Source organism: Rhizobium sp. Root491, from assembly GCF_001427205.1.
GTDB classification, from domain to species: Bacteria; Pseudomonadota; Alphaproteobacteria; order Rhizobiales; family Rhizobiaceae; genus Agrobacterium; species Agrobacterium tumefaciens.
The window spans coordinates 131,631-157,078 of the sequence record NZ_LMFF01000014.1 but is presented as its reverse complement, the minus strand read 5'-3'; the positions used below and the strand labels follow the sequence as shown (position 1 = coordinate 157,078).

Sequence of the window (25,448 nt, the reverse complement as noted above, 5' to 3'; positions counted from 1 at the left end):
CGTCCGGCAGAACACTGTGCAAGATAATTTCGCCTATCTTCTCCCCTTCATCATGCTGACATTCGGTGTGGTATTCCTGTTCCTGCAGAGGACCGGCCACGCTTCGGCGCGATATTGGGGTTTCGGATATCTTTCGGCGGCGTTTGGTTTTGCCGCACCTCTGGTGCTTGGCGGCTTGCCCTTCGAAGTACAGGCGATCGTCTCGAACCTGTTGTTTTTCTCTGCCTTTTTTCTCTACGGCCATGCGCTGCTCACCCATTTCGGACGGTCACTTTATACAACGGCGCGACTGTCGATCGTGGCTGCGGCGGTTTTGCTGGTCTCGTTCCATGTCTTCGTCACACCGGATCTGAAACGTGAGCTGGTCATCGGTGATCTTGTCTGCGCCCTGCTGCTCGCCATCCCGGTCTGGATCGTGCGGAAGCGGCCCCTGGCGCTTGCAGATAGGCTGATGGTGGCGATTGCGTCACTCGTGGTGCTCGAAACGCTGGTGCGCATCGGCATGTTGCTGGTGATGACGCCGAACGGTTCGATGATCGAACTCAGTGAATTCTTCGAATCCGATTATGCTTTCTACATGCAGCTTGCCGCGAGCATATTCGGCTTTCTGCTTGCGCTATCCGTACTCGCGAGCCAGATTTCCGTGACTGTCGACCGGCACCTGCAAGCGGCTGAGCACGATCCGCTGACGGATGTGCTGAACCGCCGTGGGTTCGACCGGCGCGTTCCCGATTTTCGCAGCGGGACACCAATAGGCGCAGTAATTGCGTGCGACATAGATCATTTTAAGCGTATCAACGATGACTATGGCCACGCCGCCGGTGATATCGTTCTCATCGGCCTTTCAGACCTTCTGAGGAAAAGCGCGCGTAGCGACGCTCTGGTGGCGCGTTTCGGTGGCGAGGAATTCGTGGTTTTCCTGCCCGGCCACACCGCCGCCGCGGCCGGTCACCTCGCCAATGCCATGCGTTTGAACCTTCTGTCGCTGGATTGGCGTAGCCGTGGCGTGGCCACCAAGGTCACGGCAAGCTTCGGCGTTTCAGCTGTCGCGAGGGGAGATCATTCAATTCACGATGCGATCAAACGCGCTGACGACAGCCTGTATGCGGCAAAGCGTGGTGGCCGCAATCAGGTCGTGCTTGAAGGAATGGGTTTGCAGGCGACAGCCGAAGGGCCGTCGCTAAGGGTGATTTCCAAGGTATAGTATCGTTCGGCGCGCGGGCTACTTTCCGGCCGCAGCGGTGATTGCCGGCAATAAATCCCGCTCGACGCTGCGGGCATCGAAGGGGCCGACCTTTTTGTAGAGGATCGTGCCGTCGGCGCCGACCAGATAGCTTTCAGGGATACCATAGACACCCCAGTCGATCGCGGCCTTGCCGTTCGGGTCTACGCCTATCGCGGCAAAGGGATTGCCGAGTTCGCCGAGAAAACGAAGCGCGTTGTCCGGTTTGTCCTTATAGTTGATGCCGACGACGGTGATGCGTTTGTCTTTCGCCAATTCCTGAAGGATGGGATGCTCCTGACGGCACGGAATGCACCAGGAGGCGAAGACGTTGACCAGCGTCAGCTTACCCTTGACGGCGGCATCGTTGAGGGCCGGCAGGTTTGAGCCTTCCAGCGGCGGCAGCGACAGTGCGGGCGCCTTGGTTCCGATGAGCGCCGACGGAATGGCGCTGATATCCAGCCCGTTGACGTCCTGATCGTAGAGCATCTTGCCGGCGATAATGGCAAAACCGCCGAAAAGCAGAAGCGGCAGAAGCGCCAGGGCATATCGCGTGCGCCCCGTGCTTTTGGCTTTGGTGTTCTGGTCCTGGCTGGCCTGTGTCATCGGGTTTCACCCGCAGAACCGGCTTTTGCCCTGCGGCGCACGCCGGATGCTTCCAGTTCTTTCAGTTCCCGTTTGCGCGCCTGACCATCCAGGATGACCCAGGCGATGAGACAGAGGACGACAAGGCCCGTCGCCGCATAGGACATGCCGATATAAAAGGCGTGTGTCATGTTCTCATGCCTCCCGGTTTGCCATGCGGGCGGCAAGCCGCCGTTGGGCTGCCACGCGCCGGCGCCAGATTTCATTACGCATTGCGGCGATGTGCAACGTGAAGAACAGTAGCGTAAAGCCAATCGCCATGGTCAGAAGCGGCCAGAGAAACTCCGAATCGATTGCCGAGCCGCCCATGCGGATGACGCTTGCCGGCTGGTGAAGCGTGTTCCACCATTCAACTGAAAACTTGATGATGGGAATATTCACAAAACCAACGAGGATCAGCACGGCGCTGACACGGGCGGCTCTGGAAGGGTCGTCCATGGCGCGGTTGAGCGCTATCAGGCCAAGATACATCAGAAAAAGCACGAAGACGGACGTCAGCCGCGCGTCCCATACCCACCAGGTTCCCCACATGGGTTTACCCCAGAGCGAGCCGGTAACAAGCGCAATCAGCGTGAAGGCAGCGCCTATGGGTGCGGCCGCTTTGTGGCTGACATCCGCAACCGGATGACGCCAGACGAGCGTGCCGATCGCTGAGACCGCCATGACGGTATAACACATCATCGAAAGCCAGGCGGAGGGGACATGCACATACATGATGCGCACGGTATAACCCTGCTGGTAGTCGCCATCTGTCGTGAAAGACAGATAGAGACCGGCGGCCAGCACCAGTGCCGTCAGGACCGCAAGCCAGGGCAGAATGCGTGCCGAGAGCGCCAGAAACCGCGTGGGATTGGCGAGATCACTGAATTTGGTGATGGTGAAAGTCTGCTGGTTCATGCCGTTTGTGTAACCCGAGAATGGCTGCCCCGCAATTGATCGCCGTCAATCGTAGATCGGCAATTGCCGTTTCATCAATCCATAACATTGCGCAATGCCAAAGCGGCAAAGAAAGGACCGGTCACGGCTGAAAATAACGTGATCGCGCAGAGAATGAGGAAGGGCGGCAGAAAGGGTGCCGGATCCTGCACCGCCGCATAGGACGCGCTGACGCCGAAGATCAGTACCGGAATGGCCAATGGCAGCACAAGGATGGAGACCAGAAGGCCGCCGCGCGGCAAGGCAACGGCGACAGCGGCACCCACCGCGCCGATGAAGGTAATGGCGGGCGATCCGACAAGGAGTGTAAGCATCACCGCGCCGATCGCCACTTCGTCCATATTCATGAACAGGCCGATGAGCGGCGAGGCGATGACCAGTGGCAGACCCGTTCCCACCCAATGTGCCAGGCATTTGACGAGCACGGTCAGCACAAGCGGGTTTTCCTGCATGAGTATGAGGTCTAGCGAGCCGTCATCCCGCTCTGCCTGAAACAGCCTGTCGAGGCCGAGGAGGGTGGAGAGCAGCGCGCCGATCCAGACGATGGCCGGGCCAATGCGTGCAAGCAGATTGAGATCAGGCCCGACACCGAAGGGGATGACGGCGACAACGGTCATGAAGAACAAGACGCCGATCAGCGCGCCACCGCCGGCGCGGATGGAGAGTTTCAGGTCGCGGAGGAAGAGGGCGGTCATTGGAGGCGCCTCGGTAGGCGGGCATACCCCGCACACGCACCCATCATGCCCAAGCCTCCACACCTGCAAATCCCGTCATCTGCAATTCCCGCGCATTGTCGAGCCCAAGCGGCTGATGGGTCGCAGCCATGACGATGCCGCCTCTCCTCAGGTGGCTCTTGACCAGATCCGTAAACATGCCGTCCGCTGCTTTGTCGAGCGCCGCTGTCGGCTCGTCGAGAATCCACACCGGCCGCCACGCGACCAAAAGCTTTGCCATGGCAAAACGTCGCTGCTGACCCGCGGACAGGTAACCGAAGGGCAGGTGGGCGATGCCCGCAAGGCCGACGATGTCTGCCGCCTCATCGATATCGACACCGGCGCCGCTGGCGAAGTCACCGAGAAAGTCTTTCCAGAACCACAGATTCTCCGAAACCGTCAGTTCCGTTTTCATTGCGTTGCGATGGCCGAGATAATGGCAGGCCTCCGATGGGCGCATGTCCGTTTCTATTCCTTTGCCGGCTATCTTTACCCAGCCCTGGTCGGGGCGCAGCAGGCCGGCCACAGTGCGCAGAAGCGTGGATTTTCCCGAGCCGTTGCGGCCGGTCAGCACCAGCGCTTCGCCGTCACTTAACTTGAAGGAAATGTTCATGAATATGAAATCTTCGCCGCGCCGCACGCCAAGATTTTCCGCCGTCAAATCCATGCTGCGTTTCCGTATAAGATTTTCATCGTCTCGCATAAAAAAATCGATTTGATTTCCTGAATGGTCTGGCACGTTTCTGAGAAATTATCTATATGGGTGTCAACCACGCCAGCGGCCGGCGTGAACATCATCTTGCGCCGGACTTGACGATTGCGAGGAGCAATTTTCACGTGCGGACAGCGGAAATGGTCGTACCCGCATCCTGATGTGCATGAGTGCATAGGTGTCCGCACGCACGTGTTGGCTATCAGAGTAAGCGGGGTTTTTTATCCATGCCCAAATCACTCGACAGTTTTCATTGTCGTTCCGTCCTTACCGTTGATGGTAAGGACTACGTCTATTTCAGCCTTCCCAAGGCTGAGGCAAACGGCCTGAAGGGCGTTTCCAAGCTCCCCTATTCCATGAAAGTTCTTCTGGAAAACCTGCTTCGTTTCGAGGACGGCCAGTCCGTCACCAAGGAGCATATTCTGGCCGTTGCAGAGTGGCTGAACAATAAGGGCCTGACCGAAAACGAAATCGCTTATCGTCCCGCCCGCGTTCTCATGCAGGACTTCACCGGCGTTCCGGCTGTGGTCGATCTCGCCGCTATGCGCGATGCTATGGTGTCGCTCGGTGGCGACCCGGAAAAGATCAATCCGCTCGTTCCCGTCGACCTCGTGATCGACCACTCTGTTATCGTTGACGAATTCGGCACGCCGACGGCGTTTGCCCGAAACGTCGAGCTTGAATATGAGCGCAATGGCGAGCGTTACCGCTTCCTGAAGTGGGGCCAGCAGGCATTCAAGAACTTCCGCGTGGTTCCGCCCGGTACCGGCATCTGTCACCAGGTAAACCTCGAATATCTCGGCCAGACCGTCTGGACCAAGGAAGAGGACGGCGAAACGATCGCTTACCCGGATACCTGCGTCGGCACCGACAGCCACACCACCATGATCAACGGTCTTGGCGTTCTCGGCTGGGGCGTTGGCGGTATCGAGGCTGAAGCAGCGATGCTCGGCCAGCCTGTCTCCATGCTCCTGCCTGAGGTCATCGGCTTCAAGCTGACCGGCAAGGTGAAGGAAGGCGTGACTGCGACCGACCTCGTGCTGACCGTCGTGCAGATGCTGCGCAAGAAGGGCGTGGTTTCCAAATTCGTCGAATTCTTCGGCCCTGGCCTCGATTCGATGACGCTGGCCGACCGTGCCACCATCGGCAATATGGGTCCGGAATATGGCGCTACCTGCGGCTTCTTCCCGGTTGATGGCGAGACCATCAACTATCTGACCATGTCCGGTCGCACCAAGGACCGTATCGCGCTTGTCGAAGCCTATTCGAAGGCACAGGACATGTGGCGGACCGGCGACGGTTCCGACCTCGTCTTCACCGACACCCTTGAACTCGACCTCGGCGACGTCGTGCCATCCATGGCCGGTCCGAAGCGTCCGGAAGGCCGTCTGCCGCTCGAAACCATTGCACCGAATTTCGCAACGGCTCTCGAGAACGACTACAAGAAGCCCGGTCAGCTCCACAGCCGCTATGCGGTTGAAGGTGAGGAGTTCGATCTCGGCCATGGCGATGTGGCAATTGCCGCCATCACCTCCTGCACCAACACGTCCAACCCTTCCGTTCTCATCGCTGCCGGCCTTCTCGCCCGCAATGCGGTTGCCAAGGGTCTGAAGTCCCAGCCGTGGGTAAAGACCTCGCTGGCGCCGGGGTCGCAGGTCGTTGCCGAATATCTCGACAAGTCGGGTCTGCAGAAGGATCTCGATGCGATTGGCTTCAACCTCGTTGGTTTCGGCTGCACCACCTGCATCGGCAACTCCGGCCCGCTGCCCGCACCGATCTCCAAGACGATCAACGACAAGGGCCTGATCACGGCCGGCGTTCTTTCCGGCAACCGCAACTTCGAAGGCCGTATCTCGCCTGATGTTCAGGCGAACTATCTCGCCTCGCCGCCGCTCGTCGTGGCTTACGCGCTTGCCGGCACGGTCCAGAAGGACCTGACGAAGGAGCCGATCGGCGACGACCAGAACGGCAATCCGGTCTATCTCAAGGATATCTGGCCGACCTCGCAGGAAATCCAGGAATTCATCCTGAAATACGTCACCCGCGAACTTTACGAATCGAAGTACGCTGATGTCTTCAAGGGTGACGCGAACTGGCAGGCCGTTCAGGTTCCCCCGGGCCAGACCTATGCCTGGGACGACAAGTCGACCTATGTTCAGAACCCACCTTACTTCGTGGGCATGGGCAAGACCGGTACGGGCCTTACGAACATCAAGGGCGCCCGCGTTCTCGGTCTCTTCGGCGACAAGATCACAACCGACCACATTTCCCCGGCCGGTTCGATCAAGGCTGCTTCGCCCGCCGGCGCCTATCTGACGGAGCACGGCGTGGGCGTTGCCGACTTCAACCAGTACGGTACGCGTCGCGGCAACCATGAAGTCATGATGCGCGGCACCTTCGCCAATATCCGCATCCGCAACCACATGCTCGGCCCGAACGGCAAGGAAGGTGGCTACACCATCCACTATCCGTCGAAGGAAGAGATGTCGATCTACGACGCTGCCATGAAGTACAAGGCGGAGGGCGTTCCGCTCGTCATCTTCGCCGGTGTCGAATATGGCAACGGTTCTTCCCGCGACTGGGCGGCGAAGGGCACCAACCTGCTCGGCGTCAAGGCAGTCATCGCACAGTCCTTCGAGCGTATCCACCGCTCCAATCTCGTCGGCATGGGCGTCGTTCCCTTCGTCTTCGAGGAAGGCACGACCTGGGCGAGCCTTGATCTCAAGGGTGATGAAGTCGTCGAGATCGATGGTCTCGAAGGTGAAATCAAGCCGCGTGAAAAGAAGATCGCCAAGATCACCTACAGCGACGGTTCGGTGAAGGAAGTTCCACTTCTATGCCGCATCGATACGCTGGATGAAGTGATCTACATGAACAATGGCGGCATTCTGCAGACGGTTCTTCGCGATCTGGTTGCCTGACAAAGCTCAGACCAACAAGGGACGCCGGGATTTTTCCCGGCGTCTTTGCGTTTCATCATCTCTTTTTTTGTGATTGCCACTCACCCCTTCGTGACTTTCTATTGAAGTGGAATAGACGCTATTTTCCGGTTTGCATCCGGTTGGGTTGATCGCATCAATTCGTCTGGATATCTGCTCCGGACAAAGGTTCTTGTAATGCCGCTGAAATTGCCCCTGTCGATATGTCTTCTCGGCACGTTCCTCGTCACATCCGCGCATGCGCAGGAGGCTGTGAAGGGCGTTGTCGAGTTGTTTACATCGCAGGGATGCGCGTCCTGCCCGCCGGCGGACGAAGCGTTACGCAAGATGATCCAGAAGGGTGATGTGGTCGGCCTCTCCTACCATGTCGACTACTGGAATTATCTTGGCTGGACAGATTCCCTGGCATCGAAGGAAAATACAGAGCGGCAATATGGCTACATGCGCGCTCTCGGCCGCAACGGTGTCTATACGCCGCAGGCCATCCTGAACGGTCGCGACCACGTCAAGGGTGCGGATGTCCGCGGGATTTACGACAGGCTGGATGCTTTCAAGCGCGAGGGTCAGGGGCTGAACGTGCCGGTCGCGTCCAAATTTGCCGGTGACGAGGTGGAGATCGATATTGGCGCCGGTAGCGGCAAGGCCGATGTCGTGGTCGCCTATTTCACGCGCGAGCAGACGGTTGATGTGCAGAAAGGCGAAAATCAGGGGAAGAAAATGTCCTACTGGCACAGCGTCTATGACGTGCAAACGGTTGGCATGTGGGATGGTTCACCGATGACGGTGAAGCTTCCGGCAAGCGTGGTGGCAAAGGTGAAAAAGGGTGGCTGCGCCGTGCTGTTGCAAACGGCAAATGCCAGCGGCGATCCGGCGGCAATCGTCGGTGCAAGTATTTTACTGGGGAACGAAACACACTGATCGCCTGTCTGGCGATGGAAGATCCGATCCGGGCATTGGGGGCTGGGGGTAAAGGGTCAATGCACCGGATCGGGTCATCTTGGTGCCTAGGCATCAATTGACAATAGGACTATTCCATTCAATTCGGGCCATGGTTTGACCGAAATACGGCAGGCCATGCTAAAATGGCTGCCTAAATGGTTACCTTTTTTACCCCTGCTTTTTTCTATGGCAGCGTCCTTATGGGCACCGGCAGGTGTCTTTCTGCGTCGCAGACGCCGGGTTTCGCTGCCGTCCTAAGACCGTAAAACCCTCCTCCAAAGTTGCGATCTCATGTTCAATGGCTGTTCGAGACTTGCAATTTTGTCTTCTCCGGCTCACATTAATCGGACGACTTGGGTGGAATCGGAGGTATTGGATGACCGATCAACCGGATGTGCAGCAGGTTCAGACCGCTTCACGCGACAGTTCCACCGTTGTCGATCTCCGCGAGTACAAAAAAGACAAAGACCCTCTGCCAATTACATTCCATCGGCGCGAGCTGGATGCGATCCTGCGCATTTATGGCCGCATGGTGGGAGAGGGCGAGTGGCGCGACTATGCCATCGACCACTTGAGGGAAAAGGCGGTATTTTCAGTGTTTAAACGCTCGGGTGAAATGCCGCTCTACAGGATCGAGAAGAACCCCAAGCTGGCGGCGAAACAGGGGGCCTATTGCGTTGTGAATACGGATGGCCGCATTCTCAAACGTGGCCACGAGCTGCCGCAGGTTCTCAAGGTTTTCGACAAGGTCCTGAAGCTCATCGAGTGAGATGAGACGGGACGAGCTACCCTGCCGCAGCTTCATGCGGACACGCGGGTGGAGAGGCGATCAAGTCTCGAATTTCGGTAAATAAAAAGGCGGCCGAATGGCCGCCTTTTGCATGTTTGCCAGTTGGGTTCCTGCCCTTACTTGTCACGGTTGCCCATGAACTGCAGGAGGAACATGAACAGGTTGATGAAGTCGAGATAGAGCGTCAGCGCACCCATGATCGCCTTGCGGCCAGCCACGGCAACTTCGTCGCCATCGAAATACATTTCCTTGATCTTCTGCGTGTCATAGGCGGTGAGGCCAGCGAAGATCAGCACGCCAATCGCGGAGATCGCGAACTGCAGCGCGGAAGAGGCGAGGAAGATGTTGACGATGGACGCGATGATCAGGCCGAACAGACCCATGATCAGGAACGAACCCATGCCCGAAAGGTCTTTCTTCGTCGTGTAACCGTAAAGCGAGAGCGCGCCGAACGAGGCAGCGGTCACGAAGAACGTCTGTACGACGCTCTGGCCGGTATAGACCAGGAAGATCGAAGACAAGGACACGCCCATCAGTGCCGCATAGACCCAGAAGGTCATCTGGGCGGCAGAAACGCTCATGTTCTGGATACGGAAGCTAAGAAAGAACACCAGTCCGAGCGGTGCGAGCATCACAACCCAGCGCAACGGCGATGCATAGAGCAACTGGGCGAAAGCCGGATTGGTGGTCGCCAGCGTGAAGGTAGCGAACGCCGCAACACCGGTGATGACCAGAGCCAGTGCCATAAGGTTGTAAACCTTGAGCATGTAGGCACGAAGACCTTCATCGATCATCGCACCAGTCTGTGCACGGGTCTGGGCCATGCGGTTCTGGTAGTTATTGAAGTCAGCCATTGTTTCCTCTTTTGAGCTCCGTAATTGCTACGGTGTCGGGATACCTCCCGGGCGCCGCTGCGGAGCTTCAGCAAGCCTGCCCAAGAATATGATGGCAGAACGTGTCCGATACAAGGCCTTTCGCAGTCGAAAAGACACCATATGCGCGAAAAGCGCTCACGTTTCAGCGATCATTACAAAGAATTAATCGTTAAAGTTAAGCAGTGCACAACCGAAGATTATTCACCCGCCTGCCGCAAAACCGGAGCGGCCTTCTGCCCGAGAATTCGCCATGTGCCCATGAGGCCGATGCCTACCGTCATGACGAGGGCGACGACGACCGTGCCGATCGCCACATCCGGCAGGAAGCTGGAGGGCAGCTTCATGATGCGGGAAATGACGAACCAGGCGGAGACGCCGCCGGCGAAAAGCGCAAAAACCGCGGTGGCGAGACCGAGCATCATATATTCATAGGAGAAGGCGCGGATCAGCAGGCTGCGTGTACCGCCCAGTGTTTTCAGGATGACCGCATCATGGGTGCGGGCACGGTTTCCGGCGGCAAGAGCGCCGGCGAGGACGAGGACGGAGGCTATGAGCGCAACGGCCGCTGCGGCGCGAATTGCGGTTGCAAGCTGGCCGACCAGCCGGTTGACCACATCGAGGGCGTCCTTCACGCGCACGCTTGTTATCGTCGGGTAGGCGTTGGTAACGGCGCGCAATATCTGGCCCTCCTCGCTTGCGGATGCGGAGGGGTCGGCGAGTGTGGCAAGCCAGGCATGTGGTGCGCCACGGAAGGTATTGGGTGAAAACACCATGACGAAATTGATCGACAGCGATTCCCATTCGACATTGCGCAGATTGGCGATCTTTGCCGTGATGCTGCGGCCGAGCACGTTGACGGTAACGGTGTCGCCGATCTTGAGGCCCAGTTCCTGCGCCTCTTTCGCCGCAAAAGAGACCAGCGGCTCGCCGCTATAATCCGGTCCCCACCATGTTCCTTCGGTCAGCTTGGCGTTTTCGGGAGCATCCTGCGAATAGGTTATGCCCCGATCACCGCGCAGCAGCCAGCGGCCGGATGGCAGCACATCTATCTTCGTCACGTCCTGGCCATTAAGAGCCAGAATGCGGCCGCGCAGCATCGGCACCTCGGTCAGCGTGCCCTGAGGCGCTTCTTGCCTGAGAAGATCGCGGAAACCCTGCAACTCGGTGCCCTGAATATCCACGAAGAAGAAATTCGGCGCTCGTTCCGGCAGGCTGTCGGTCAGTTCGCGGCGCAGATTGCCGTCGATCAGCGTCAGGGTCACCAGCAGCGTCAGCCCGAGGCCGAGGGAGAGAACGACGGAGGGGGTGAGCGCACCCGGCCGGTGAATATTGCCGATCGCCAGGCGAAGGGCGGCGGAATGAACGCGCGGGCTGCGTTTGGCGATGGCCTTGACGCCTGACGCCACCAGTCGCAGTACCACAAACGCGAAGGCGATGGCGGCAAGGAAAACCGAGGCGATGAAACGTTCTTCTGCCGAAAAGATGGCAAGTATGGCCAGCGCAGCCAACAACAAGCCCGTCACTGCGAGATAAGGCCAGGACGGCCAGCTGCCCTCCTCGAACCCCTGCTCTCGAAAAAGGGCGGTCGCGGGAACTTCGCGCGCCTGGCCGAGTGGCACGATGGCGAAGGCAAGTGTCGTCAAGATGCCGAACAGGGCGGCAAGACCAAGTGCTGCTGGATAAAAGGCAAGCTCTTTCGGCACCGGAAGCACACCCTCCAGGAACCGCATGGCGATCAGCGGGGCGATGGCGCCCACAGCGAGGCCGATGATGATGCCAACGGCGGCAATGAACACGATCTGGAAGAGATAGGTCATGGTGACCACGGAAGCCGGCGCGCCGAGGCATTTCAGTGAGGCGATCGTGGTGCGCTTGGAATCGAGGAACGCGCGAACGGCGTTCGCAACGCCGACACCGCCAACGATGAGGGCGGTCAGGCCCACCAGCGTCAGGAATTGCGAGAAGCGGTTGACGTTTTCGGTAAGCGATGGCGCTGCCCGGTCACTCGTGCGGATGGACCAGCCGGCATCGGGAAACGTCTTGTTGGCCGCATCGGTCATCGTGGCCCGCGCTGCAGGATCGTTCAGCATGATCTTGTAGGCGTGTTCGACCAGACTTCCGTTCTGAACGAGGCCTGAGGCGAAAAGCGCATCGCGGCTGACCATCAGCCTTGGGGCAAAACCGAAGCCGTCGGACAGGGCATCCGGCTCGTCGACAACCGTGCCGGTCAGTTTCAGCTTCACATTACCGAGAAGGATGTCGTCGCCGACCTTGATGCCCAGCCGCTCCAGGAGAAGCGGCGCGGCAACGGCGCCATAGGTATCGCCGTTCGCAGCCAGAAGCTCGCTCAGAGGGCGGTTTGGATCTGCCACGAACGCGCCGTAAAGCGGATAGGCGCCGTCTACGGCCTTGACTTCCGTCAGCGTCTGTTCGGAACCATCGGCAAGGCGCGCCATGGAGCGCAGCCCGGTGGAAACGGCGATTTTGCCGAGGCCATCGAGGTAGGCCCGTTCCTCTGCGGTTGCCTCCCTGTTGCGCAGCTCGAAGCGCACATCGCCAGCCAGTATCGATTGGCCTTCCGTCGCAATCGCGCTGGTGACGGCGCGTGACACGGAGTTGACAGCGGCAATGGCGCCGGTTCCGAGCGCGATGCAGGCGAGGAAAATATAGAAGCCACGAAGGCCGCCGCGAATTTCGCGCCGCGCGAGCCTCAATGCGTTTTTGATGTTGGCAACAGACGGGAGAATGGAGCCGATCATGCCGATACCGCCCGGGCCATATGGGCAGTGGCGCTGTCACCCTCTATCTCGCCGGAGCGCACCTTGATCTGTCGCGAGCAACGGGCGGCCAGTGACGGATCATGGGTGACAAGGATCATCGTCATGCCGCGTTCGGCCTGTTTTGAGAAAAGAAGATCGGCGATCTGCTGGCCCGTATCCGCATCCAGATTGCCGGTCGGTTCGTCTGCGATCAACACGGCGGGGGAGGGTGCAAGCGCGCGGGCGATCGCAACACGCTGCTGTTCGCCACCGGAGAGCTGGCCGGGATAATGGTTGAGGCGTTCGCCGAGACCGACAGCTACGAGTTCCCGTTTGGCGATCTCGAAGGGGTTCGGCACGTTGGCCAGTTCTAGCGGAACGGCTACGTTTTCCAGCGCCGTCATATTGGCGATGAGGTGGAAAGACTGGAAAACGATGCCGATATTCTTGCCGCGGAAATCCGCGAGAGCATCCTCGCCGAGCTTATGCAATTCCGTGCCCGCTATGACGATCTCGCCGCTATCCAGCCTTTCGAGACCGGCAAGCACCATCAGAAGGGTCGATTTTCCCGAACCGGAAGGGCCGACGATCCCCACCGCCTCGCTTTCGCCAATGGCAAGATCGATGCTCTTGAGAACGTGAACGGAGGCGGCGGCGTTGCCGAGCGTGAGGTCGGCCTTCTTAAGCTCTATGATGCTTTTCGTCACAATTCTCGTTCCTATATATGATGAAAACAGTCTGGCGGTGTCGATGCGGACGGTATTTCAGACAATGCAAACCAAGTTAGGAAAGCCGTGATGAGATTTAAAGCTGCCCTGTTTCACTTCATCGTCATTTTCGCCGCCGCCTTTTCCGCCTCGGCGGCCATGGCGCAGGAGCGGACATTGCAACTGGTTGGCCTGGGCGACAGTCTCATGGCGGGTTACCAGTTACCCCCCACCGATGGCTATACGGCACAGCTTGAAGCTGCATTAAAGGCCAAGGGCATCAATGTTACCGTCACCAATGCCGGTGTGTCCGGCGATACGTCCTCAGGCGGTTTGGCTCGGGCGGAGTGGTCGGTTCCCGATGGCACGGACGGGGTCATTCTGGAACTCGGCGCCAATGATGCGTTGCGCGGTATTGCGCCGGAACAGACGGAAAAGAACCTCGACGCCATCATTTCCGGCTTTCAGAAACGCAACATAGCGGTGCTGCTAGTCGGCATTATGGCACCGCCGAACATGGGTGACGATTACGCCAAGCGCTTCAACCCGATCTATCCGCAGCTTGCAGAAAAATACAACCTGCCGCTTTATCCGTTTTTTCTGGATGGCGTGGTGACGGATGATAAGTTGAAGCTGGAGGACAAGATGCATCCCAATACGCAGGGTGTGGCGATGATGGTGGAGAAATCTTTGCCGGCTGTTGAAAGCTTCATCAAGACAATCGGTGCGCAAAAAAAATAAGCACTTGCGCCCGCCTGCATTGCATGATTCGCTATGCTTGTTCTGCCAAGAGATTCGGGGAGCTCGCCATGCCGAGACTGTTTATCGCCCTCGAAATTCCGCGCAATGCGGCTATGAGCCTGTCATTGTTGCGCGGTGGTCTGCCGGGAGCCCGGTGGATCGATGTGGAGAATTATCACATAACCCTGCGTTTTATCGGCGATATCGACGGGAGAACCGCCGATGAGGTCGTTGACAGGCTGGACCGGATCGACAGGCCGGAATTCCAGCTCAGTCTCAACGGGATGGGTTCCTTCGGCTCCAAGAAACCGCATTCGATCTGGGCGGGGGTTTCCCCCTCGCCGGAAATGAATGCGCTTCAGGCGGAGGTCGAGAGGATCTGTCAGAGGATCGGCCTGCCGCCGGATCCGCGCAAGTTCATGCCGCATGTGACGCTGGCGCGGTTGCGCTCTTCACGGCTGGACGATGTGGTGCAGTATCTTTCCGGACGCGGCAATTTCCGCACATCGGCCTTCACGGTCGGTCGTTTCGTGCTGATGTCGTCCAAGGAATCGGTGGGTGGCGGACCCTACATCGTGGAAGAGGTGTTCCCGCTTCACGAAGCGCGGTCCAGCGCCATCTTCTCGAGCAACGAGCTGCATCCCGCAAAAAGCATGTTGTAGACGGCCAGAAATCCGTCGTCGCCACCGAAGTAGGGATCGGGCACGTTTTCGTGGCGTCCCGAAGCGTAGTCCAGGAACAGGTGGATTTTGTGCTTCCGGTTTTCGGGCGCCTTTCGGAGCAGTTTCGCGAGATTTCCTCCGTCCATGGCAAGGATGAGATCGAAGGTTTCGAAATCGGCCTGGCTGACCTGCCGCGCACGCTGCAGGGAAATATCGATGCCATGCTTGCGGGCGATTGCGATGGATCTGCGATCCGGGGCGGTACCGGTGTGCCAACCGCCGGTGCCGGCGGAATCGACAGTGAGTTGGCGAGACAGGCCTCCGGTTTCGGCAAGGTTTGTCAAAATGCCTTCGGCAAGCGGTGAGCGGCAGATATTGCCCATGCAGACAAAAAGAACGGCTGTATGTTTCATTGAATATGCGTCGATCCGGTCGTTGAGGCGTTAATGTTTGTCCGAAACAGCGGATCGCATGTCAAGCGGAGGCAAGATGCATGAAATATCCCAGACTTGAACCGGAAGCGGTCCGGCAGGCGCTTTTAAAACTCGAAGGCTGGTCCTTGCGCGAGGACGGGGCGGCAATCGTCCGGTCGTTCAAATTTGCGAGTTTTGCGGAGGCTTTTGGTTTCATGGCGGAGTCCGCACTCGTGGCAGAAAAGCTCAATCATCATCCAGAATGGTCTAACGTCTATTCGCGCGTCAGGGTCTGCCTCACCACCCACGATTCGCAAGGCGTTACCGAGCGGGATTTCCTGCTCGCGGAGGCCATGCAGAAGGCGGCAACGGGCCGTGGGAATTGAACGGCGGGCTTTAACTCCCATATAATAACCGTGACCGGAGGACCGTCGATCATGGATGATGTGAAAATCGGTGAAATTCTTTTGCCCGGGGAAACGGGCAGCCAGGGCGAACGCGAACGCGTCGTGCGCGCCAAATTCTGGCCAAAGCTTAAGCGTGTGATGACCAAGGTGCCCTTCGCGCGCGATGCGGCAGCAGCCTATTATTGCGCGATCGACCGGGATACCCCGCTGCGTGCCAAGGGCATCATTCTGGCCGCGCTCGCCTATTTCATCATGCCGTTTGATGCCATACCGGACATGCTGGCGGTCGTTGGATTTACCGACGACATCGCGGTCATTACGGCCGCGCTTGCGATGATCCGCGCCCACATCAAGATGGAGCATTACGATGCGGCGGATGCCATGCTGAAACGGCAGCAGGAGGCCGAATAACACGTCTGTGATGACGAGGCTCCTCGGAGCCGGGCAGGTGACAAATTGTTGCCTGAATTTGTGTGTCATAGACATGACGGGGAGGGCGTGCCACGCCTTTCTTCTCAGGGTGCGGGCGTAGCCGATCTGTAACACTTCAAGACGTTTTCGGCATTTTATACGTGTTGTTGACGGTTTGGTAACCGCTTCCTGACCACAATGAGAAAAGACGATCCGCACCTGAACGTGGCCGATCCATACACATGGAGCCCGCCGCTGCTTCGGGCCAATGGAAGACAATAACCCGGCAGGAAATTCTATGTTTGTAAGAAGTGTAGCAACCGCAGTGGCCATTTTGCTGACCAGCGTCGGCGTAGCATCTGCACAGTCGCCCACGCGCATCCAGCAGTTCAATGCATGGGGCGCCTATTCGTACAAATCGGGCAACAGCACCGTCTGCTACGTTCTTTCCATCCCCACTTCCAAGGAACCGGCTAGCGTCGATCACGGCGATATCTTCTTCATCGTGTCGCAGCGTCCGGGCCAGAATATTTCCTACGAGCCGCAGGCCATGGTGGGTTACCCGCTGAAGCAGGGCTCCAAGGTCAATGTCACGATCGACAACAAGAACTTCGTGATGTTTACCAAGGACAAGGCTGCCTGGGTTGAAAATGCTGCCGAAGAACCCGCTCTCGTGGCCGCGATGAAGGGCGGCAAGTCGATGACGGTGAAGGCGGTGTCCGGCCGCGGTACTGCGACTTCCTATTCCTATTCGCTTTCGGGCATTTCGGCTGCTTTCAAGCAGATCGAAAGCTGCAAGTAATCCTGACGCTTCGTCAGCTTTGTGATTGGCCGGTCATCGACCGGCCATTTGCGTTTTTGCTTGTTTGATGCTAAAGGCGCGGCAACATTGACAGGCGGATGCGCGAAAAGTGCTCCGCCTTTGATTTTCTCGACATGCAGACGATTTTCCGCCTTTCCTAAAGGCCGGTCGTGCGATGCATTGGATGATGGGATAGCGTGATGTCCGTATTGCATGCCCCTGCCGGTCTGGCAGTCAAAACTCCCCTGATCGCCAATAGCGATCTCATGTCCGGCAAGCCGTCGCTGATCGGCATGACGCGTGAGGAAATGGGCGAGGCGCTGGCCGAGATCGGCGTGCCGCAGAAGCAGGTGAAGATGCGTGTCAGCCAGTTGTGGAACTGGCTGTATGTGCGCGGCGTCTCGGATTTCGACAACATGACCAATGTTGCCAAGGAACTCAGGGAAAAGCTGAAAGCAGCCTTCACCATTGCCCGCCCGGAAATCGTCGAGGAGCAGATTTCCAACGACGGCACCCGCAAATGGCTGATGCGTTTTCCGCCGCGCGGTGCGGGACGCCCTGTCGAGATCGAGACGGTCTATATTCCCGAAGAAGGACGCGGCACGCTTTGCATTTCGAGCCAGGTGGGCTGTTCGCTGACGTGTTCCTTCTGTCACACCGGCACGCAGCGTCTGGTGCGGAACCTGACGGCCGAGGAAATTCTCTCCCAGCTTCTGCTCGCCCGCGACCGGCTCGGCGATTTTCCTGACGGTTCGACGCCGGTCGGCGCCTATGTGCCGAGTGAAGGCCGCAAGGTCTCCAACATCGTGATGATGGGCATGGGCGAACCGCTCTACAATTTCGAACATGTGAAGACCGCACTTCTGATCGCCACCGATGGTGACGGCCTGTCGCTCTCCAAGCGTCGCGTGACCCTGTCCACCTCGGGCGTCGTGCCGGAAATCTTCCGCACGGGCGATGAGATCGGCGTCATGCTGGCGATTTCACTGCATGCGGTGCGCGACGATCTGCGCGACATGCTGGTGCCGATCAACAAGAAGTACCCGCTGAAGGAGCTGATCGAGGCTTGCCGCAATTATCCGGGTGTCTCCAACGCCCGCCGCATCACCTTCGAATATGTGATGCTGAAGGATGTGAACGACAGTCTGGAAGACGCCAAGATGCTGGTGCAGCTTCTGAGGGGCGTTCCAGCCAAGATCAATCTCATTCCTTTCAATCCGTGGCCAGGCACGAATTACCAGTGCTCCGAATGGGCGCAGATCGAGAAGTTCGCGGATTTCATCAATCAGGCGGGTTACGCTTCGCCGATCCGCACGCCGCGCGGCCGCGATATTCTCGCTGCCTGCGGCCAGCTGAAATCGGAATCCGAGCGCATGCGCAAAACCGAAAGGCTGGCTTTCGAGGCGATGATGATTGCCAACCACGGTGCGGACGACTGAATCGACGCCAATCGCGGCAGAAAGCTTGGTTCGTTACGGTTCTTTGATTGATTTCGGGCGGTCTTGTTTCTAATAAGACGGCAATAAGAAACCAACTGGAGGATACCTATGCGTGCATTCATTCTGGCGCTCGCAGCCGCGAGCGCCCTCGTTCTGCCGGCCAAGGCTGAAAACGTCACCGTTGCCGTCACCGCCATTGTCGAACATCCGGCGCTTGACGCCGCACGTGACGGCGTCAAGGCAGCGCTTGCCGAAGCCGGTTACAAGGAAGGCGAGAACCTCAAGTTCCTCTACGAGTCCGCGCAGGGCAATCCAGGCACCGCAGCGCAGATTGCGCGTCAGTTCGTGGGCGAAGCCCCCAATGTCATCGTGCCGATCTCCACACCGTCCGCCCAGGCTGTCGTTGCGGCGACGCGCGACATTCCGGTTGTCTTCACGGCTGTTTCCGATCCGGTTGGCGCACAGCTCGTCAAGGACATGCAAAAGCCCGGCCGCAACGTGACCGGACTTTCCGACATGCTGCCGGTTGCTGAGCATCTGGCGCTGATCAAGGAAATTTCGCCCAACGCCAAGTCCATCGGCTTTATCTACAACTCCGCCGAGGCCAACTCCGTCTCGACGCTTGCAGCGCTGAAGGCTGAGGCTGAAAAGGCCGGCCTGAAGGTCGTTGAATCTGTCGCCACAAAATCCGCCGAAGTGCAGGGCGCGACGCGCGCACTGGTCGGCAAGGCCGACGTGATCTACGTGCCGACCGACAATACCATCGTTTCCGCTTTCGAGGCGGCAGCCGGAGTTGCGAGTGAGGCGAAAATTCCGCTTTATGCCGCCGATACGGATTCCGTCGCGCGCGGTGCGGTTGCGGCTCTCGGCTTCAACTATTTCGACGTTGGCAAGCAGACCGGCGCTGTCGTTGTTCGCATTCTCAAGGGTGAGAAGCCCGGCGACATTCCGGCAACCGTTGCCGTCGGCACCGATCTGGTGATCAACAAGAAGGCTGCTGAAAAAGCTGGCGTCACCTTCCCCGAAAGCGTGACGAAGCGCGCCACCAAGGTCATCGACTAAACCGGACTTCGGGCGGCGGTCACTCGCCGCCCGCTTTGCGCGGCACGCAACGGTGCCCGTATCCGCCGACGCGGCGGCAATAACAAGGACATTACCGTGAGCCAAATCGCTTTCTGGGGTGCCGTGGAACTGGGACTGGTCTTCGCCTTCGTGGCGATCGGCGTCTATCTCGCTTTCCGGGTACTTGATTTTCCTGATCTGACCGTTGACGGTTCCTTTCCGCTCGGCGCAGCCGTTGCGGCCGTGATGATCATCGCCGGCCTCAATGCCTGGGTCGCGACGGCGATTGCGATGGTTGCCGGCGCCGGTGCTGGCATCGTTACGGCCACGCTCAACGTTCGGTTCAAGATACTCAACCTGCTTGCGTCAATCCTGACGATGATCGCGCTATTTTCGGTGAACCTTCGGGTGATGGGAAAACCGAATGTGGCGCTGCTCAATCAGGATACGATGATCTCGCCGTTCTACGGTCTCGGTCTTTCCGAATATCTCGTGCGGCCACTCTTTATCGGCGTTCTGGTATTGCTCGCTGTCATTCTCGTCTGGCGTTTCCTTGAGAGCGACGCGGGCCTTGCCATGCGGGCGACGGGCGCGAATGCGCGGATGGCGCGCGCCCAAGGGGTGAAGACCGGCAACCAGATCTATCTTGGCATGGCGCTTTCGAATGCACTGGTCGCGCTCGGCGGCGCGCTTTTTGCGCAGACCAATGGCTTTGCCGATGTGACTGCCGGTGTCGGCACCATCGTCGTCGGGCTTGCGGCCGTTATCATCGGCGAAACGCTGTTTGGCTCGAGGGGCATTCTGATTGCGCTCATCGGCTGTGTCTTCGGCTCCATCGCCTACCGCCTTGCCATCCAGCTCGCTTTGTCGAGCGATGTGCTGGGTCTCAAGGCCTCCGATCTCAATTTCGTTACGGCGGTATTGGTAGCCATTGCATTGATCCTGCCTCGACTGCGCCGCGGGGGAGCAACATCGTGATTTCCCTTTCCGACATTCAGGTCATCTTCGGGCGTGGCACACCGCTGCAAAAGCAGGCGCTGGCCAAGATTGATCTTACCATCGAGGATGGTTCCTTCGTTACCGTGATCGGCTCCAACGGTGCCGGCAAATCCACGCTTCTCGGCGTTCTCGCGGGCGATGTCCTGCCGACGGCCGGAAAGGTGATGGTTGGTGGCGCCGATGTCACACGCAAAACGACCGCCAGCCGGGCTGGGCGGGTGGCGCGCGTGTTTCAGGACCCATTGGCTGGCAGCTGTGGCGCGCTCACAATTGAGGAGAACCTTGCTCTTGCGGCGTCTCGCGGAGAGCGTCGCGGCTTGTTGCCGGCGCTTGGGCGCGGCAGGCGGGATTTCTTCCGGGAGCGTATCGCTTCGCTCAATCTCGGTTTGGAAAATCGTTTGAAGGACCGCATGGACCTGTTGTCCGGCGGGCAAAGGCAGGCGGTCTCGCTTGTCATGGCAACGCTTTCCGGTTCGGACGTGTTGCTGCTTGACGAACATACGGCAGCACTCGATCCCGGCATGGCGGAGTTCGTGATGGAGCTGACCCGCAAGGTGGTTTCCGAGCGCAAGCTGACGACACTGATGGTTACCCATTCCATGCGTCAGGCGCTGGACTATGGCGACCGCACGATCATGCTGCACGCCGGTGAAATCGTGCTCGATGTGTCCGGCGAAAGCCGCAAGGGTCTTCAGGTCGAAGATCTTATCGACATGTTCCGCAAGATACGCGGCCAGACGCTTGATGACGATGAGCTATTGATTGGCTGATGAGTTATCCGAAAGGCGCCTGCGGGCGCCTTTTTTATTTGTGCGTCATCGCGTCTGGGTGAGGAAAATCTTGACGGCGAAAAGCGAAAATACACCGGCGATCGTATAATCCAGCCCGCGCAAAACCTTCTTGTTGCGCTGGAGCCAGGCCGACAGCACATCGGCGGCAACGACGATGCCGATGCCGATCGGCAGCGCCACGATGATTGACCAGAGCCCAAGGAAAATAAGCTTGCCGGTGACATGCGGATCGGATGCGCTGACGAATTGCGGCAGGAAGGTCATGAAAAAGATGATGACCTTTGGATTGAGCAGATTGACCCAAATACCGTTCAGCAAGGCGGATTTCAGTGAGGATTGCTGTTTTTCGCCCGTGGTCTTGACCATCACGAAATCCGAGCCCTTGCGGATCGCCTGAATGGCGAGCCAGACAAGATAGGCGGCCCCGCCGGTCTTCAGGATGAGGAAGGCTGTAGGCGATGCGACGATGAGGGCCGCGACGCCGAAGGCAACCAGCATCGTATGCACGGTAATACCGAGATTGGTGCCCACAAGGGTCATGAAACCCGCTGCCCGACCCTCGCGTATTGACCGGCTGATCCATAGCGTCATGTCAGGACCGGGCGTTACCGCCAGAAGCAGGATGGCGACGGTGAAGGCGGCAAGTGTTGGCAGGCTCGGAACGAAATCCATCGCGGCACCCGTAAAGCTGGAGACTGCCGTTGCTTAACGCGAATTCGCGTTTCTGCCAATGTTTTTGCGCGCCGGGACATTGGTACGAAAACCGGGGATGATCAAAAGTGGATAGCCGCCGCAACTTTCAAAGTGCGGCGGCGTCGGGCGATCAGTTTTTGAGGAAGCTGGTGAAGGCGGCGGAATATTCGGTGTGCCAGCGCGACAGTGGCGGACGATTTTGGACGATGTCTTGAGCTGCCCACAGAATGCGTTTCTCGTCCGTCGGGCGATCCACTTCGCCATCCGGGCAAAGAATATAGAAATCGCCCCTGGCGATGCTCTCGATCATGAAATCAACGGTTTGCTCGCCGGTCCAGGCTCCTGCTGGTTTTTCCGTCCTGCCATTTGCCGTGAGGCCGGTGAAGACGAAACCGGGGATCAGGAGATGGGCGGAAACCGCGCTGTTCGGAATATTGCGCAGCTCGTGCTGTAGCGCTTCCGTGAAGGCTTTGACGCCGGCCTTCGAGACATTATAGGCCGGATCGCCCGGCGGGGTGGTGATGCCCTGTTTCGAACCGGTATTGATGATGAGCGCGGCCTCGCCATGGGCGACCATGCCCTGCCCAAACACCCGGCTGCCGTTCACGACACCCATCAGGTTGACGTTGATGACTTTTTCCCAGTTGGCCTGAGCGCCGAAGATGGCGCTGCCCGGCTGGATGCCGGCATTGTTCATCAACACATGAACCCGCCCGAAACGCTGGATGACAGCGCGTTCCAGCGCCTCAAGCTCATCGAGTTTCGACACGTCGGTCGGTATTGCGACGATCTGTGCTTCGCCATCCTTTGCGATGGTCAGAATATCAGCATGCGCTGCGGCAAGCCTGTCACCGTCGAGATCGATGAGGACGACGCTCATGCCGAAACCGGCGAATTTCCGGGCCGCGGCAAGTCCGATACCGGAGGCCGCGCCGGTGATGACGGCGACATTATCTTCCTTGAATGCGGGGTGGATGGTCGTCATAGGTTTTCCTTTCGCGTCGTTTTGTGCTGTTTCCAGCCGTTTGCAACGTTGCCTGAACCCTGAGTGGCTTCATTCACGGTCTTCAAGTTGATCGCGCCGCTTCATGTTAAAGCGCGAAATCGCATAATGCATGTGACAATTCGTTCGTTCCAGTCATGACGCGCTGTTGCGGGGATCTGACCTTTCGCAAATGCCTATTGCCCTTTCGTCCTATTCGTTGTTTTGTCGGGCATCTTTTCCGAAAATCGCTTCACAGTTTTCGGGTTGCACTGTAAAAGTGCCGAAATCCCAAGGAAATGGCGGTACCCCGATGCCGTCATCATGCAGATGGACATCATAATGGCACTCCCGAAAGACGTTAAGAAAGTCGTTCTCGCCTATTCCGGCGGCCTCGACACCTCGATCATCCTGAAGTGGCTTCAGACGGAACTCGGCGCTGAGGTCGTGACCTTCACCGCCGATCTCGGCCAGGGCGAAGAGCTTGAGCCGGCGCGCAAGAAGGCCGAGTTGCTGGGCATCAAGGAAATCTTCGTCGAGGACGTCCGCGAAGAGTTCGTGCGTGATTTCGTTTTTCCGATGTTCCGTGCCAACGCCGTTTATGAAGGTGTCTATCTGCTCGGTACCTCCATCGCCCGCCCGCTGATTTCCAAGCACCTGATCGAGATCGCCAAGAAGACCGGCGCCGATGCCATTGCGCATGGCGCCACCGGCAAGGGCAACGACCAGGTCCGTTTCGAGCTTTCGGCCTATGCGCTGAACCCGGATATCAAGATCATCGCCCCATGGCGCGACTGGACTTTCAAGAGCCGGACCGACCTTCTGGAATTTGCCGAAAAGAACCAGATTCCCGTGGCCAAGGACAAGAAGGGCGAAGCGCCTTTCTCCGTCGACGCCAACCTGCTGCACTCCTCGTCCGAGGGCAAGGTTCTGGAAGACCCGGCTAAGGAAGCCCCGGAATATGTGCACATGCGCACCATTTCCCCGGAAGCAGCGCCTGACAAGGCAACCGTTATCAAGGTCGGTTTCCGCAAGGGTGATGCCTGCTCCATCAACGGTGTGGAAATGTCGCCTGCCACGCTTCTGGCGACGCTCAACAATTATGGTCGCGAAAACGGCATCGGCCGTCTCGATCTGGTCGAGAACCGCTTCGTCGGCATGAAGTCGCGTGGCGTCTACGAAACGCCGGGCGGCACCATCCTGCTGGCTGCGCATCGTGCGATCGAATCCATCACGCTCGACCGGGGTGCCGCGCATCTGAAGGACGATCTGATGCCGCGTTACGCCGAACTCATCTATTACGGCTTCTGGTTCTCGCCCGAGCGCGAGATGCTGCAGGCCCTGATCGACAAGAGCCAGGAGCATGTGGAAGGTGAAGTGACGCTGAAGCTCTACAAGGGCAATGTCATGGTGACCGGCCGCGAGAGCGCGAAGTCGCTCTATTCCGACGCGCTGGTGACGTTCGAGGACGACCACGGTGCTTATGACCAGAAGGACGCAGCTGGCTTCATCAAGCTCAATGCCCTGCGCCTGCGCACCCTGGCGAAGCGTAATCTCGGCAAGTAATTCTGCTGAAGCATGAATTGGAAAAACCCGCAGGTGGCAACGCCTGCGGGTTTTTTCATGTCTCTCTTCTGGAAACGGCGCGAAAGCCGATGTAGCTGGCAACGGCCACGAATTCCATAACCGGAATGATGATGCCGAAGCTGGTCAGCGGGGAACCTATCAGCGAGGCCATTGCCCCACCCGCAAAACCAGATCCCATCTGGATGAAACCCATCATGGCCGATGCCGAGCCGGCGATATGCGGGAAGGGGGCGAGGGCCGCCGTGACCATCGAAGGCGTCAACAGCGCGATCCCGACGGTCGCCACTGCGACGGGCCCCATGATGGAGAGGAAGGATGGCGGCACGAGGAAAACCGACAGCATGATGAGAAGACCGCCCGTGCCGGAAAAACAAAGGCCAAGCACGACGGAACGCCGGTCGCCCAGTCTTGGCGCGATGTAACGCAACGCAATCGAACCGAAGAAATAGGCGCCTGTTTGCATCAGCATGCCGACACCGAAGGCCGTGGGGGACATGCCGACTTCGTTGATGAGGATGAAGGTCAGCATGGTGGCTTGCGCATAAAGTGCGCCGATGGAGCCGCCGAGCACGAGGGCGGCCAGAAGAAAACGCGGCTGCTTCAGCAATGTGGCATAGGCCGACAGAAGGTGTCGGGGTCGGATCCTGGTTTTGTCAGGCACCGTCGTTTCACGCAGAAAAAGCACCACCGAAAGGATGGCGATAGCTCCGAGACCGGCCATGAGGAAAAACACCGATTGCCAGCCAAAAGCCGCAAGTGACAGACCACCGATCGTCGGCCCCATCGCAGGGCCGATCGCCAGCATGATGCCGATGAGGTTCATGATGCTGGAGGCTTCCGGGCCGGTGAACTGATCGCGCACCACGGCGCGCGCAACAGTCATGCCAACGGAAGCGCCGATGCCCTGAACGAGGCGCGCGAACAGCAGCACTTCGATGGTTGGGGCCAAGAGGGCGAGCACACCGCCGCCCAGAAAGATCGACAGGAAGACGAGGCTCGCCTTGCGCCGTCCGAAGGCATCGGATGCCGGCCCGGCAAGCAATTGGGCTAAGGCAAAACCGGCAAAATAGAGCGACAGGCTGAGTTTTATGGCGGAGTCGCTGGTTGCGAAAACCCGTGTCAGTTCCGGCATGGCCGGCGTGTAAATCGACATGGAAATGGGCGCCAGCGCTGTCAGCAATGCTCCGAGCAAAGCCGTGCGTTTTCTGGACATGATCGTTTT

Annotated in this window: 26 protein-coding genes; 14 read left to right on the top strand and 12 right to left on the bottom strand. The window is 58.5% G+C overall.

From position 1 onward, the window contains the following. Positions 1–16: 16 nt before the first annotated feature. Entirely contained in the window at positions 17–1,204 is a 1,188-nt protein-coding gene (locus ASD46_RS15695; RefSeq protein ID WP_025594584.1) for a GGDEF domain-containing protein, read from the top strand. An 18-nt stretch (positions 1,205–1,222) separates the two neighbouring features. Here the strand turns inward: ASD46_RS15695 and ASD46_RS15690 are convergent, their stop codons facing one another. The 5 genes from ASD46_RS15690 to ccmA all read right to left on the bottom strand — a co-directional run bounded on the left by ASD46_RS15690 (position 1,223) and on the right by ccmA (position 4,183). Then, positions 1,223–1,828, bottom strand: coding sequence for a DsbE family thiol:disulfide interchange protein (locus ASD46_RS15690; RefSeq protein ID WP_013636917.1), 606 nt, complete (start codon positions 1,826–1,828; stop codon positions 1,223–1,225). Next, positions 1,825–1,998 (bottom strand): heme exporter protein CcmD, encoded by a 174-nt coding sequence (gene ccmD, locus ASD46_RS15685; RefSeq protein WP_013636916.1) that lies wholly within the window; start codon positions 1,996–1,998, stop codon positions 1,825–1,827. Before ccmD ends, ASD46_RS15690 begins: the two co-directional genes overlap by 4 nt. A gap of 4 nt (positions 1,999–2,002) precedes the next feature. Next, a complete protein-coding gene (locus ASD46_RS15680; protein ID WP_025594583.1) occupies positions 2,003–2,764 on the bottom strand; it encodes a heme ABC transporter permease in 762 nt (253 codons plus the stop codon). A gap of 74 nt (positions 2,765–2,838) precedes the next feature. Continuing rightward, positions 2,839–3,498 carry a heme exporter protein CcmB gene (gene ccmB, locus ASD46_RS15675; RefSeq protein ID WP_003516632.1) on the bottom strand — a complete coding sequence of 220 codons (660 nt, stop codon included), beginning with the start codon at positions 3,496–3,498 and terminating at the stop codon, positions 2,839–2,841. 43 nt (positions 3,499–3,541) lie between these two features. After that, on the bottom strand, positions 3,542–4,183 hold the full coding sequence (ccmA, locus tag ASD46_RS15670) for a heme ABC exporter ATP-binding protein CcmA (protein ID WP_025594581.1): 642 nt from the start codon (positions 4,181–4,183) through the stop codon (positions 3,542–3,544). A 272-nt stretch (positions 4,184–4,455) separates the two neighbouring features. On the opposite strand from ccmA, the gene acnA reads away from it, so the two are divergent. The 3 genes from acnA to ASD46_RS15655 all read left to right on the top strand — a co-directional run bounded on the left by acnA (position 4,456) and on the right by ASD46_RS15655 (position 8,875). Further along, entirely contained in the window at positions 4,456–7,149 is a 2,694-nt protein-coding gene (gene acnA, locus ASD46_RS15665) for an aconitate hydratase AcnA (protein ID WP_003516634.1), read from the top strand. 195 nt (positions 7,150–7,344) lie between these two features. Beyond that, on the top strand, positions 7,345–8,085 hold the full coding sequence (locus ASD46_RS15660; protein WP_025594580.1) for a DUF1223 domain-containing protein: 741 nt from the start codon (positions 7,345–7,347) through the stop codon (positions 8,083–8,085). Positions 8,086–8,482: 397 nt separating this feature from the next. Next, the gene (locus tag ASD46_RS15655; protein ID WP_003516645.1) at positions 8,483–8,875 is read left to right on the top strand and encodes a DUF2794 domain-containing protein; all 393 of its coding nucleotides are present in this window, start codon (positions 8,483–8,485) and stop codon (positions 8,873–8,875) included. A gap of 137 nt (positions 8,876–9,012) precedes the next feature. On the opposite strand, the gene ASD46_RS15650 is transcribed toward ASD46_RS15655, so the two are convergent. The 3 genes from ASD46_RS15650 to ASD46_RS15640 form a co-directional block, all read right to left on the bottom strand. Beyond that, on the bottom strand, positions 9,013–9,750 hold the full coding sequence (locus ASD46_RS15650) for a Bax inhibitor-1 family protein (protein WP_013636912.1): 738 nt from the start codon (positions 9,748–9,750) through the stop codon (positions 9,013–9,015). Positions 9,751–9,968: 218 nt separating this feature from the next. Continuing rightward, positions 9,969–12,530: an ABC transporter permease gene (locus ASD46_RS15645; RefSeq protein ID WP_025594577.1), complete on the bottom strand. Its 2,562-nt coding sequence runs from the start codon at positions 12,528–12,530 to the stop codon at positions 9,969–9,971. Then, the gene (locus ASD46_RS15640) at positions 12,527–13,237 is read right to left on the bottom strand and encodes an ABC transporter ATP-binding protein (RefSeq protein ID WP_003516652.1); all 711 of its coding nucleotides are present in this window, start codon (positions 13,235–13,237) and stop codon (positions 12,527–12,529) included. Before ASD46_RS15640 ends, ASD46_RS15645 begins: the two co-directional genes overlap by 4 nt. A gap of 90 nt (positions 13,238–13,327) precedes the next feature. On the opposite strand from ASD46_RS15640, the gene ASD46_RS15635 reads away from it, so the two are divergent. Together ASD46_RS15635 and thpR are read left to right on the top strand one after the other, a co-directional pair. Further along, complete coding sequence (locus tag ASD46_RS15635; RefSeq protein WP_025594574.1) at positions 13,328–13,978, top strand: arylesterase; 651 nt, start codon at positions 13,328–13,330, stop codon at positions 13,976–13,978. Positions 13,979–14,046: 68 nt separating this feature from the next. Beyond that, positions 14,047–14,640: an RNA 2',3'-cyclic phosphodiesterase gene (thpR, locus tag ASD46_RS15630; RefSeq protein ID WP_003516655.1), complete on the top strand. Its 594-nt coding sequence runs from the start codon at positions 14,047–14,049 to the stop codon at positions 14,638–14,640. Here thpR and ASD46_RS15625 read toward each other — a convergent pair. After that, entirely contained in the window at positions 14,574–15,053 is a 480-nt protein-coding gene (locus tag ASD46_RS15625; protein ID WP_035198797.1) for a low molecular weight protein-tyrosine-phosphatase, read from the bottom strand. The two genes, thpR and ASD46_RS15625, sit on opposite strands and share 67 nt — an antisense overlap. Before the next feature lie 80 nt (positions 15,054–15,133). Between ASD46_RS15625 and ASD46_RS15620 the strand changes: the two genes are divergently transcribed. From ASD46_RS15620 to ASD46_RS15590, 7 genes are all read left to right on the top strand, one after another. Continuing rightward, complete coding sequence (locus tag ASD46_RS15620) at positions 15,134–15,439, top strand: 4a-hydroxytetrahydrobiopterin dehydratase (RefSeq protein WP_025594571.1); 306 nt, start codon at positions 15,134–15,136, stop codon at positions 15,437–15,439. A 51-nt stretch (positions 15,440–15,490) separates the two neighbouring features. Further along, the gene (locus tag ASD46_RS15615; RefSeq protein WP_003516660.1) at positions 15,491–15,871 is read left to right on the top strand and encodes a YkvA family protein; all 381 of its coding nucleotides are present in this window, start codon (positions 15,491–15,493) and stop codon (positions 15,869–15,871) included. Between the two features lie 298 nt (positions 15,872–16,169). After that, positions 16,170–16,673 (top strand): invasion associated locus B family protein, encoded by a 504-nt coding sequence (locus ASD46_RS15610; RefSeq protein ID WP_003516662.1) that lies wholly within the window; start codon positions 16,170–16,172, stop codon positions 16,671–16,673. Between the two features lie 266 nt (positions 16,674–16,939). Beyond that, positions 16,940–18,112 carry a 23S rRNA (adenine(2503)-C(2))-methyltransferase RlmN gene (gene rlmN / locus ASD46_RS15605; RefSeq protein ID WP_075807724.1) on the top strand — a complete coding sequence of 391 codons (1,173 nt, stop codon included), beginning with the start codon at positions 16,940–16,942 and terminating at the stop codon, positions 18,110–18,112. A 108-nt stretch (positions 18,113–18,220) separates the two neighbouring features. After that, the gene (locus ASD46_RS15600) at positions 18,221–19,174 is read left to right on the top strand and encodes an ABC transporter substrate-binding protein (protein WP_003516666.1); all 954 of its coding nucleotides are present in this window, start codon (positions 18,221–18,223) and stop codon (positions 19,172–19,174) included. Positions 19,175–19,270: 96 nt separating this feature from the next. Then, on the top strand, positions 19,271–20,152 hold the full coding sequence (locus ASD46_RS15595) for an ABC transporter permease (RefSeq protein WP_003516669.1): 882 nt from the start codon (positions 19,271–19,273) through the stop codon (positions 20,150–20,152). Beyond that, complete coding sequence (locus ASD46_RS15590; RefSeq protein WP_019566037.1) at positions 20,149–20,943, top strand: ABC transporter ATP-binding protein; 795 nt, start codon at positions 20,149–20,151, stop codon at positions 20,941–20,943. Before ASD46_RS15595 ends, ASD46_RS15590 begins: the two co-directional genes overlap by 4 nt. Before the next feature lie 45 nt (positions 20,944–20,988). On the opposite strand, the gene ASD46_RS15585 is transcribed toward ASD46_RS15590, so the two are convergent. Together ASD46_RS15585 and ASD46_RS15580 are read right to left on the bottom strand one after the other, a co-directional pair. Continuing rightward, positions 20,989–21,636 (bottom strand): LysE family translocator, encoded by a 648-nt coding sequence (locus tag ASD46_RS15585; RefSeq protein WP_003516674.1) that lies wholly within the window; start codon positions 21,634–21,636, stop codon positions 20,989–20,991. Positions 21,637–21,787: 151 nt separating this feature from the next. After that, positions 21,788–22,642, bottom strand: a complete 855-nt coding sequence (locus ASD46_RS15580) for an SDR family NAD(P)-dependent oxidoreductase (RefSeq protein ID WP_060642521.1) — start codon at positions 22,640–22,642, stop codon at positions 21,788–21,790. A gap of 339 nt (positions 22,643–22,981) precedes the next feature. On the opposite strand from ASD46_RS15580, the gene ASD46_RS15575 reads away from it, so the two are divergent. Beyond that, complete coding sequence (locus ASD46_RS15575; protein WP_003516677.1) at positions 22,982–24,205, top strand: argininosuccinate synthase; 1,224 nt, start codon at positions 22,982–22,984, stop codon at positions 24,203–24,205. A 55-nt stretch (positions 24,206–24,260) separates the two neighbouring features. Here the strand turns inward: ASD46_RS15575 and ASD46_RS15570 are convergent, their stop codons facing one another. Continuing rightward, positions 24,261–25,439 carry a multidrug effflux MFS transporter gene (locus tag ASD46_RS15570; RefSeq protein WP_029658812.1) on the bottom strand — a complete coding sequence of 393 codons (1,179 nt, stop codon included), beginning with the start codon at positions 25,437–25,439 and terminating at the stop codon, positions 24,261–24,263. Positions 25,440–25,448 lie beyond the last annotated feature (9 nt).

Bases quoted from the DNA above. Each gene is read 5' to 3' on its own strand.
- ASD46_RS15690 (WP_013636917.1), bottom strand. From the start codon at position 1,828: ATGACACAGGCCAGCCAGGACCAGAACACCAAAGCCAAAAGCACGGGG.
- ccmD (WP_013636916.1), bottom strand. From the start codon at position 1,998: ATGACACACGCCTTTTATATCGGCATGTCCTATGCGGCGACGGGCCTT.
- ASD46_RS15680 (WP_025594583.1), bottom strand. From the start codon at position 2,764: ATGAACCAGCAGACTTTCACCATCACCAAATTCAGTGATCTCGCCAAT.
- ccmB (WP_003516632.1), bottom strand. From the start codon at position 3,498: ATGACCGCCCTCTTCCTCCGCGACCTGAAACTCTCCATCCGCGCCGGC.
- ccmA (WP_025594581.1), bottom strand. From the start codon at position 4,183: ATGGATTTGACGGCGGAAAATCTTGGCGTGCGGCGCGGCGAAGATTTC.
- acnA (WP_003516634.1), top strand. From the start codon at position 4,456: ATGCCCAAATCACTCGACAGTTTTCATTGTCGTTCCGTCCTTACCGTT.
- ASD46_RS15660 (WP_025594580.1), top strand. From the start codon at position 7,345: ATGCCGCTGAAATTGCCCCTGTCGATATGTCTTCTCGGCACGTTCCTC.
- ASD46_RS15655 (WP_003516645.1), top strand. From the start codon at position 8,483: ATGACCGATCAACCGGATGTGCAGCAGGTTCAGACCGCTTCACGCGAC.
- ASD46_RS15650 (WP_013636912.1), bottom strand. From the start codon at position 9,750: ATGGCTGACTTCAATAACTACCAGAACCGCATGGCCCAGACCCGTGCA.
- ASD46_RS15645 (WP_025594577.1), bottom strand. From the start codon at position 12,530: ATGATCGGCTCCATTCTCCCGTCTGTTGCCAACATCAAAAACGCATTG.
- ASD46_RS15635 (WP_025594574.1), top strand. From the start codon at position 13,328: ATGAGATTTAAAGCTGCCCTGTTTCACTTCATCGTCATTTTCGCCGCC.
- thpR (WP_003516655.1), top strand. From the start codon at position 14,047: ATGCCGAGACTGTTTATCGCCCTCGAAATTCCGCGCAATGCGGCTATG.
- ASD46_RS15625 (WP_035198797.1), bottom strand. From the start codon at position 15,053: ATGAAACATACAGCCGTTCTTTTTGTCTGCATGGGCAATATCTGCCGC.
- ASD46_RS15620 (WP_025594571.1), top strand. From the start codon at position 15,134: ATGAAATATCCCAGACTTGAACCGGAAGCGGTCCGGCAGGCGCTTTTA.
- ASD46_RS15615 (WP_003516660.1), top strand. From the start codon at position 15,491: ATGGATGATGTGAAAATCGGTGAAATTCTTTTGCCCGGGGAAACGGGC.
- ASD46_RS15610 (WP_003516662.1), top strand. From the start codon at position 16,170: ATGTTTGTAAGAAGTGTAGCAACCGCAGTGGCCATTTTGCTGACCAGC.
- rlmN (WP_075807724.1), top strand. From the start codon at position 16,940: ATGTCCGGCAAGCCGTCGCTGATCGGCATGACGCGTGAGGAAATGGGC.
- ASD46_RS15600 (WP_003516666.1), top strand. From the start codon at position 18,221: ATGCGTGCATTCATTCTGGCGCTCGCAGCCGCGAGCGCCCTCGTTCTG.
- ASD46_RS15585 (WP_003516674.1), bottom strand. From the start codon at position 21,636: ATGGATTTCGTTCCGAGCCTGCCAACACTTGCCGCCTTCACCGTCGCC.
- ASD46_RS15580 (WP_060642521.1), bottom strand. From the start codon at position 22,642: ATGACGACCATCCACCCCGCATTCAAGGAAGATAATGTCGCCGTCATC.
- ASD46_RS15575 (WP_003516677.1), top strand. From the start codon at position 22,982: ATGGCACTCCCGAAAGACGTTAAGAAAGTCGTTCTCGCCTATTCCGGC.
- ASD46_RS15570 (WP_029658812.1), bottom strand. From the start codon at position 25,439: ATGTCCAGAAAACGCACGGCTTTGCTCGGAGCATTGCTGACAGCGCTG.